5 protein-coding genes are annotated in these 9325 nt (G+C 42.4%); 1 reads left to right on the top strand and 4 read right to left on the bottom strand.

Annotated elements, in window-relative coordinates; genetic code table 11:
• Positions 1-205: 205 nt before the first annotated feature.
• From DP117_RS32115 to DP117_RS32105, 3 genes are all read right to left on the bottom strand, one after another.
• Positions 206-1387 carry an RNA-guided endonuclease TnpB family protein gene (locus DP117_RS32115; RefSeq protein ID WP_169222223.1) on the bottom strand — a complete coding sequence of 394 codons (1182 nt, stop codon included), beginning with the start codon at positions 1385-1387 and terminating at the stop codon, positions 206-208.
• Positions 1388-1512: 125 nt separating this feature from the next.
• Complete coding sequence (locus DP117_RS32110) at positions 1513-4545, bottom strand: plasmid replication protein, CyRepA1 family (protein ID WP_169222222.1); 3033 nt, start codon at positions 4543-4545, stop codon at positions 1513-1515.
• Positions 4542-4907 (bottom strand): hypothetical protein, encoded by a 366-nt coding sequence (locus tag DP117_RS32105; protein WP_169222221.1) that lies wholly within the window; start codon positions 4905-4907, stop codon positions 4542-4544. The genes DP117_RS32110 and DP117_RS32105 overlap by 4 nt, the downstream gene beginning before the upstream one ends.
• Positions 4908-5708: 801 nt before the next feature.
• Between DP117_RS32105 and metG the strand changes: the two genes are divergently transcribed.
• Positions 5709-7475: a methionine--tRNA ligase gene (gene metG / locus DP117_RS32100; protein WP_339381112.1), complete on the top strand. Its 1767-nt coding sequence runs from the start codon at positions 5709-5711 to the stop codon at positions 7473-7475.
• A gap of 227 nt (positions 7476-7702) precedes the next feature.
• Here metG and DP117_RS32095 read toward each other — a convergent pair whose 3' ends face one another.
• The gene (locus DP117_RS32095) at positions 7703-9235 is read right to left on the bottom strand and encodes a helix-turn-helix domain-containing protein (protein ID WP_248277931.1); all 1533 of its coding nucleotides are present in this window, start codon (positions 9233-9235) and stop codon (positions 7703-7705) included.
• Positions 9236-9325: the final 90 nt, after the last annotated feature.

The raw sequence follows: 9325 nt of genomic DNA, 5'->3' as shown, positions 1-9325 counted from the left end.
AATTGAATAAGTCAAAAGCGCTCTCCTGAAAAGGGGGGCGCTTTTTGCATGGGTTGTTTGGAAGAATTCAGCTTGATATCATGTGCAAATCTATAACATCAGCATCCCCTGAGAAATCATAATCCGAATTTTCCGCAGTCGGCTCATTTTCTGTGACAGTTATAATTTCGTTGGACAAATCCGGACAAGCCGGAGAAACCTCTGACTATTTTATCGTTTCAGCGGGTGATGTCGGCATCTTTAACCCTCCACGATCAGAACCGGGTAACTCTCCGGCTTTAAAACCTAATTTTTCCCATCCAAACAAACACAAATTAAACGCTGCATTCTCATCCCTGTCACGCTTGTAACCGCATGAACATTCATACTGACGGACGTTTAAGGGCATTTTCTGTTTTGCTCCGCATTTAGGACACAGTTGAGAGGATGGGTAAAATCTATCAACTTGTATTAACGTATGAGCGAATTTTTGCGTTTTATAGTGAAACTGACGTTCAATTTCACCGAATCCACAATCTGCAACAGCAGCAGCTAATTTCTGATTCTGCATCATACCTTCAACGTTAAGATTTTCAATAACTACAACTGCGTGGTTTTTGCATATAGTCGTAGTCATTTGGTTGATAGTATTATTGCGAGTATCAGCAATATGCTTGTGGTATCGAGCTAATCTATTTTTCGCTTTGAGATGTCGTTTACTACCTTTTTCTTTACGTTGTAATTGTCGTTGGAGTCGAGCTAACGTTTTCGTCGATTCTCGATATTTTTTCGGGTTTTCAAAAGTTTTGACTGTATTTAAACTGACAGCTACAGCTAAACTACTTATGCCTAAATCTACACCAATAACGTCATCGACATCAGTACATTGAGATTGAGATACAGATACGTATGGTATTTCATAATTAAACGAAATATACCAACCATCAGCACAACGGCTGATAGTGACTTTTTTTATGTCAACTTCGGGTAGCTTCTCAAAAGTACAAACAGTTCCTAGTGGTGCAGGCAATTTAATACAAGTTCCACCTGTTCGTTTAACTTTCCCATTCCAATCGACAGTAAAAGAATCTTTTGATTTACCTTTCTTTTTCAAAGTTGGCTTTTTAGCAATACCACTAAAAAAACGTTTGTATGCAACATTAAGATGCTCAAAAGCATAAACATAAACCCTTGATGACATAGTATTCATCCAAGGGTATTCAGGTTTGACAAAACTTGTATAAAATGAGCGAGCTTTTCTGTAGCTAAGTTTGACACCAGACTGATAAAAATCTTCAATGGCAGCAAGTGCCCAATTATAGACCCAACGGCTATAACCCGCATGTTGAGCAAATAATTGTTGTTGAATCGGAGTTGTTTTCAGTTTGGTTTTAAAACCTAGTTGCATACCATTTTTTGATGTTGGTATTTTAATACTTTAACAGAAAACATGAAGCTGGTAATAAACCGGTTATGTCTAGCTTTGTCCAATGATTTGATTATTTAGTACTACACCCCCAATTGTATTTATCTCTATATATTTGGGGGTGTCACAGTCACATCTTGTGAACTAGCAGAATGCTGTAGCTTGGAGGAAACAGCTAAAATATCTCGTTGCTCCCAAGCTGCAAAAATCTCCGCCCTACCATCGCACGGTTCAAAGTAGCGGTAAAAACGCACAGGATTTTTCTCGCCTTTAACCCGCCGTCGCTCCAACTTCTCTAATTTCATGTCAAGGTTAGACAGCACAATCTGTAGCACTTGAATAGGAGAAAGTTTTTCGTTAAAGCTTCCCAGATCCAAATCCTTGAGTTCGCGGGCGTATCGTTTGACCAAATCTGCCCAGGCGATGAGGTCTGGATCATGGCTAGTGAGTTCCCGTTTGGGGTCAAACCATTGACCAATATTTAGCAGTTTGAGCGCTTCTACTTTGGGCAAGTAGCCTTTCATATCCCAAAGACACACCCGTCCATTCCCCCGTTCAATATGTCCCTCGAAATGCTGGCGATCTCGCATTTGGACAAACTCGGGATCATGGGTCAAAAAGTAATGCAGCCGAATTTTAGGATACCAGCTAGAATCGTCTTTTTGTTTTAAGTCTGCTGTTACCTCCACCCCATAGCGTTGCTTGAGTTCGTATTTTCGGACTTGCAACACCTCAGACGGGGTTTTGTTTCGTTTCTCCTTGAGTTCCAAATACTTACTTTCTGTGGGAAACTCTACCATCTCTACTGCTTGGTTTTCTGCTGATTGATTGGTGTCGCAGCAAGTTTTGAGTTGGTCTGAGTTATCTTTGTCCTCCTTTTCGTTCTCCTTTTCGTTGTTGGAATCAACTACAGTTACCCGGTGTCCCTCAGCAACTAATCCTTGATACAAAGCATCGCGGAATCTGAAACTGGAAGCATTAATCCGGGAAGCCATCTTTGCCCAAGTCGCGGTTGCTACAGGTTCAATGGCAGCGTCGATGTCAAAATCAAAATCCTTAAGTAACCTGATGTTAGCTTTGACGACTTTGAAAGTTGAAGTCAGTAACGCCTTGTAGCTAGGGCTACCGTTACCGATTTTACCTAAGCCATACCCCCGTGCCCAAATGAAGCGAGGAACTGGCTCTCTGATGCGCGCCAGAGCTTGCCGTGTTTCCGATTCCGGGCAAACCCCTTGAGAAATGAGAAACACCTTTTGGAAATGCCCTTTGACATCAATTGACACTCCCGTCCCAATACTGGGTGAAGCTATTATAATCCTATACTGCGTGACAATTTCATTAATTTTCTCAACGCAACCGTAGGCAGGGTGAGTGGGGTCAGCGACGCTTTCTGAGTCAATCCTCAGAATTGTCTCATCGGGAAAGTTTTCTCTTGCCCAGGATTCTAGATTTTTAGTTCCCCATTTGCTTCTCGCTTTTTGGCCATCGCAGTGAATCATAATTGCTTTGGGTGAAGTCGTGAGCGATCTCTTTATCTGAGTCAGCACAGGTGCGGCATTTTTTGATTTGTAGATGGTTACGTTCCAACGCATCTCTTCTTCTGGAAGCCAGTCGTTGACAACCAGCCACGGCTGCAAATCAATTTCAGATTCCCGCTTAATCACTCCTCTGATAAAATCAATACTCAAGTTGCTCAAGTCTGCATCTTGAGCAATAATCAGTCCTCCGGTAGATGCAACAAAACCCAATAGCTGCTGGAAGGTTTCAAGAATTGAGACACGCTTCTCGTAGCAAGTGGAGCTGTTGAGCAAGTGCCATATGACTTGCTCGACTTCATCGAGTACCAGAATCGCTCCTGCCCAGTTTTTGGGGTTAAAATGAGCTTGAGATATGGGATGTACGGAGTCAATGCAAACTCCAAAGCCTAATAAGCCCCTAGTTTGGCTTGAGGGGATATCCTCAATCCAATCTAGCCCTAGGCGATCGCAAATCGCCCGTCCCAGCTGAATGCGGTGCGTAACCACCAGAATTTTTCTGCCTTCCCTCTGGGCTTCGATAATTAACTCGTCCAGCGATTGAGTTTTTCCCGTTCCTTTAGGAGACTTGACACAAGCAAAACCGGATAAGGGGAAGGGGATATTTCCTAAATAGCGCTGATTTAGCCTCAGCGTCGCCTTGTAGGTCAGTTGCCACAGCAGAGAGGCTGTATACACCTCCAAGCTGACAGCAGCCTTGTAGAGGCTTTCAAACGCTTTTTCGCCATTGGCGACGATAAAATCATCAACTCCCTTTTGGTCACCAATTAAGGTGATGACCTTGACATTGCATCCAGCTTGTGCTAATAAACCACCTGTGCGCTGAATTGATAAATCCACATTCGCCCTTGTGGTGGGTTTTGGGTCATTGTCAAAACAGAAGTAAATTTCGCGCCCAGGGGCGGCGAATTTCTCGAGTTCGGGGATAAGGTGGCGATTGAGGGTTTGACCTGTTGTAGGGTCTTGTAGGCTCCTTATACCGGAAGAAATACCAGGGAGTGCAATTGCGACATAACCAGCACTCAACAGTGCCCCTGCTTTTTTCGCTCCCTCGACGATAATAATGGGGATTTCCGGGTGCAAGTACACCCATTCCCAAAAACTCATTGGCTTGCGTCTATCCCAAAGCCGTAGCGCCAGGGGAGAATTATATCGCTTGATTTTGTAGCGCTTGGCGACTTTATCCCAAATTTCTTGAGGAACATGCAGAAAGTATGCTCTCAGGTCAGTTTTTGGCGGGGGTTCATATTTAACTACCTTCGGCGGTTGACCAAATCCCTTAAATTCTTTATCTTTTTCTGATTGTAAGCGAGGGGTATCCGGCTTGAGTTGACCCCAGAGCATTTCTTCCCAGTTTATCGGGTCAATTCCGCCACCGCACCACCAGCCGCCATTTTCTAACGGTCGATAGCGCTTTAAATAGGAGTCGGTGACTCTTCCGCTGTTGCGGCGCTTAATTAATGGCGAGTAGAGCAGGTAATCGTAAATTCTATCGCCTGATAGGGAAATAACATTCAATGCGGTGAGTTCAGGATGGACGCCGCTTTTGATGACCCACTCTTCCCAGTGCTGAGTTGAGATGTGTGGTGGAGGAAGGATGCTCATTGCCTTCCTCCTTGAGGGTGATTATTTTGAGGATGATTGTTTTTCTGTATGCTTGCCGGATGTTCTTTGACAAGCCTGGAAACCAGCTCTATCATTGGGGTTATAAATATTTTCTTAATTGGATTTCGCCCAAAATTTACCATAAATTTTGGGTTCTTTTTATTTATTTTTTTTACAATTAATACTTCTCGATTCACGGATAGCCAAAACCAAGGGTGTTGCTTATGCTTCAGTTTTCCCACCCGTTTTGTGCTCTTGGAGTTTCTGACATCAAGTCCTGATGTGTTTTTCTGGTTTGCGCTGGAGCAAATGCAGCAATTCATCTTGAATTGGCGAAATTTATATAACATTGCCTGCATCATGATGCCAGATCCGCAAAAACGGGTTTGGCGACCTGATCTATTGATCTTTACTCCTGGCTGTTCTAAAGGGCTGAAAGTCTTATGTAGTAGGGGTCTTAAAAATAGTTTGTCCGGGGATACGGGTGTTTTCGTCCGGGGATACGGGTGTTTTCGTCCGGGGATACGGATGGTTTTGTTCTAAAGCTTAAACCTATACAGGATAAGGCTTTAAAGCCAATTTTTTGAATTATTTTTTTTAGAACAAAGTGAAAACAGAAAATCAGCCGACCACAGGTGATAATCGGCTGGTATTTTGGAAAAATAAGTATAAATACTCAAACTAACTTCTCCAACAGTAAGCGTTCCAAACATGGATTGTCCGGGGATACGAATGTTTTTATCCGGGGATACGGGTGTTTTTGTTCTAAAGCTTAAACCTATACAGGATAAGACTTTGAAGCCAATTTTGGGGGTGATTTGTTCTAAAAATTTGCGAGAACAGAAGACCTTCGACAGCCAGCAGTAAGGGTTCCAAAAATGGATTATCCGGGGATACGGGTGTTTTTGTCGGGGGATGTGGATGCTTTGGTTCTAAAGCTTAAACCTATACAGGATAAGGCTTTGAAGCCAATTTTGGGGGTGATTTGTTCTAAAACAAAGTCAGAACAGAAAACCAGCCGACCACAGGTAATACTTGAGGTTCGGAACTGTAATCGTCTCTTGAGCAATATTTGCTTCTATTAAAGCTTTCCCTTTAATTCCTCGCTGTTTTTATTCAGCAAGTCTCGAATTTTCATATAACATTGTGTATTATAAAAAGTAATACAAGATTTAACACAAAAGTCTTCATGGGGGTACAGTAAATTCTCCACTCCACCCATAACGCCTAAAAATACTCTTGACAACAAGGTAAAGTACTTAATCACCAGCGCACTGCCTTATATCAACGGCATCAAACACTTGGGGAACCTTGTAGGTTCCATGCTGCCAGCAGATGTATATGCTCGTTTCTTGAGACAGGAAGGCGAAACTGTTCTGTTCATCTGCGCCACTGACGAACATGGTACACCTACTGAAATAGCAGCAACAGAAGCAGGACTTGATGTAGAAACTTTCTGCCAAAAATTGCACGAAATCCAGGCACAGATTTACAGAAACCTTGGTTTATCGTTTGACTATTTTGGTCGCAACTCATCAGTTTATAACTACGAGTTAACCCAGCATTTCTATCAGTCTCTTGACAAAAACGGCTTTATCGAGGAACGGGAGATTAGTCTGGTTTACTCTCTTGATGATGAGCGTTTTTTGCCAGATAGATATATTATTGGGACTTGTCCCCATTGCGGATATCAATCAGCTAGGGGAGACCAATGTGAAAATTGTACATCTTTACTAGACCCAACTGACTTAATAGAACCGCGTTCTGCAATTTCAGGAAGCAAGCGTTTGGAAGTCCGAAAAACCAAGCACCTGTTCTTAAAGCTTTCTGCACTCTCGCATACGGTAAAAGTTTGGGTTGAGGAACATCCAAATTGGTCTAACCTCACCAAATCAATTGCAATGAAGTGGTTGAATGAAGGACTCCAAGACCGATGTATTACTCGTGATATGTCTTGGGGAGTTCCTGTTCCTCGTCCAGGGTTTGAGGGAAAAGTTTTCTATGTTTGGTTTGATGCACCCATTGGATATATTTCTGCAACTCAAGCATGGGGTATAAAAAATTCCCAAGATTGGGAAACTTGGTGGCGTGATACAGAAAATACCAAGTATGTGCAATTTATGGCTAAGGATAACTTGCCATTCCACACCATTATGTTTCCAGCGATGATTCTGGGTACGCGAGAAAACTGGAAACTGGCTGACCAAATTAAGGGATTTAATTGGCTGACATATTATGGTGGAAAGTTTTCTACTAGTGCAAAACGAGGCGTTTTCCTAGACCAAGCATTGAACATTTTATCGGCAGATTATTGGCGATATAGTCTTTTGTCGATGATTCCTGAATCTGCTGATTCTGCTTTTACTTGGGAGTTATTTCAAGTTAAAGTTAACAAAGAGTTAGCTGATACATTTGGCAACTTTGTTAATCGAATTCTCAAATTTACCGCCAAGAATTTTGGTGCAACTGTTCCGAATGGTGGCAGTTTTGGTGCAAGGGAACAGGAATTACAAAATAAGAGCGAACAACTTGTGAACAAATACTGCGATTCTCTAAGAAATATGGAGTTTCGCAAGGCAATAGAAGCTCTCTATTCCTTATGGTCTATTGGGAATCAATATATTGACGAAAGAGCACCGTGGAAGCTGATTAAAGAGAACCGTGAAGAAGCAGCCCAAGTGGTGCGGACTTGTATTAATCTCATCAGAATTTACGCACTTGTTTCTGCTCCAATTATTCCATTCACTTCCGCAAAGCTTTTTGATGCGCTACACTTGTCTAATACTGACAGAATGACAAAGATTAGCGAGAGTGTTAATTTTGATGCTTTGTATCCAGGTCATCCAATTCATGTGATAGAGCCACTGTTTCGCAAGTTGGAGGAGGAAGAAATTAAAGAATTATCAGTAAGATTTGGAATGAGAAATTAAATATTTGAGAACTCGACTGGAAACCTGACTAAGACTCTAGTTCGGAAAGCTTTAGTATAAAAAAGCAAACTCTCTCACTAATGTAAAGAAATGTTTGAGCCAATTCTGAGCATAATGATTGCGCGACATAGCACTTGTTACATTTCGTTACAATGTGGACTCGTCAGGCGAGTATCTCGGCATACCCCATAATTGGTTGGTAGTTGAGAACTGTTAAGTAGCAATACTCAATCTTGGATTTCCAGAAGCGTTCGCATCTGGGCAGCTAGTTGTGGATTGACGGTGCGCTCACCCCGTTCAATCAGGGAGATGAGCTTTTGGGACACACCGAGAAAACCAGCCAGTTTAGCCTGCGTCCACCCTTTGTCAATACGTGCTTCTCTAACTTGACTACTAGTCAAACTGATGTCTTGTGACGGTGTAACCTTGGCTTTGGACTGTAATCGTTCTACCTTGGTTTTAGCTTTGGACTGTAATTGTTCTACCTTGGGTTTTGTTTTGGATGCTATAAGTTCAGGGATAGGGGCTGGGGGTTTGATAGTTAGCTTGGCACAGAGCAGTTTCTCCAAGTAGCCTCTAGGATTCTTATCCAGTGAATCTGGTCTTAGCTCTTCGGGGTAGGTTTGCGCGTCAAACACAATCTGCCAGCCCAGCTTGAGCAGTAGCTTTATAGCACTATCCCAGCGCTGCTTTAGGTCATAAGCTCTGCGAAAGTCTAACCGGGCTTTATCTATGACCGTTTTGGGGAATGCAATTTCTAATAACTCAATGACTCTGTACTTTCCATCAAGACGAACCCGACTATCTAATGTTAAATATATAGCCAACCTTAGCGCGAGTTCATCATGGTAGGGGTCAATTTTTAAAACTTGCTGGGCTAAGTAGCCAAACTGATATAAAGCTTCCCGCGATTTGGCTCCTGCTCGGTTCAAAAAATCTTGAGTCCACAATCCTGGCTGTATTGTAATGTAAACTTCATCAGGATTGTCTATCTTCCCTGACAAATTAAATTGACCAGTGGCTTTAATCTGGACATTCCACATTCTCCCTACAGGAACGCTACCTATAATTTCTCCTCTTTTATTCCTCCCCTCCACCCAAACGGTTTTGACTAACAAACAATCAAGGGCAAAGGCTGTGCTAGCAATTTCTAGCAGCTTTTCTGGTTTTGGTTTTTCGTGGTTTCTATCCCAGCCAAATTCCTGAATGATATCGCTTGCTTTCAGGTTGAATGTGGTTTGCCAAGGTTTCTCCTGATTCATAGCATGGGCAGCAAAAATCAGGTGTAACTTGGCAGTTGTAAAACCAAACTTATCAATAATTTGTTGAGCTTCATCCCAGGGAAGCATGGTAATATCGCCTGGGCTAGAGATATAATGCTCAATGTAATTCTTGGGGTTGCCTTTAGCTCTATGTTGTAAATAAGCTATTCCCTCGGTATCCTTTTGCCATAAGTCTTTGCGAGTATAAGCTTCCATGCTGGAAAACATTACGGCTGATGAGGGGACGGGAGCTATGGGCTGTAGCTGTGGTTCTGCAAGTGGTATGGCTTTGTCAAGCACATTGTCAGCTGGACTCTCCAATTCTGTGTTGTTTTTTAATTCCGTCGTAAAGCTTTCTACTATCTGCGTGGCGACTTCTTCTACATAGGCTTCATCTTCTGCTTTTTCAGGCTGTTTCCATGTATCTCTTATTATCTTGATAGCTGCTTTTATAGCTATTTGTTTTATGCCCTCTGAGAAGTCACTTCGTAGCGCCATTATGAGTTGTTTCTTATCAAGGAGCAAATTTGGATCAGCTTTTGTCACAAGGTTACTAAGATTGCAGGGTTAGCGCGTCTCAAACACTGT

The sequence above is a fragment of the Brasilonema sp. UFV-L1 genome (assembly GCF_012912105.1).
Classification (GTDB): Bacteria; Cyanobacteriota; Cyanobacteriia; order Cyanobacteriales; family Nostocaceae; genus Brasilonema.
This window is presented reverse-complemented; position numbering and strand designations above follow the sequence as displayed.